The sequence below is a fragment of the Affinundibacterium flavidum genome (assembly GCF_014284175.1).
In the GTDB taxonomy this organism is placed as follows: Bacteria; Pseudomonadota; Gammaproteobacteria; order Burkholderiales; family Burkholderiaceae_D; genus Undibacterium; species Undibacterium flavidum.
In genome coordinates, this window is the sequence record NZ_JACOGA010000097.1 from 1 (window position 1) to 214 (window position 214).

Here is a 214-nt window from a genome sequence, read left to right on the forward strand (position 1 = left end):
TTGATCAGATCATCGGTGATCGGTGTCCGTACCAACACACTCGTGCTACCTGCCGCAATCGTTGCGGTCGTCGCATTGCCCCACGTTGCGCCACCATCGGTGGACACTTGCAGATTAGTCGCTGTAGCGCTGCCGTAATCCGTACCACTGCCCGTTGCTGTACCGCCGCCTAAGGCGAGGCTGACACTTGTGGCTGTGGTGCTGGCATTGCTTA

1 protein-coding gene is annotated in these 214 nt (G+C 58.4%); it reads right to left on the bottom strand.

Annotated elements, in window-relative coordinates:
• A partial coding sequence (locus tag H8K55_RS21520) for a hypothetical protein (RefSeq protein ID WP_186944290.1) occupies positions 1–214 on the bottom strand: 214 nt, incomplete at both ends.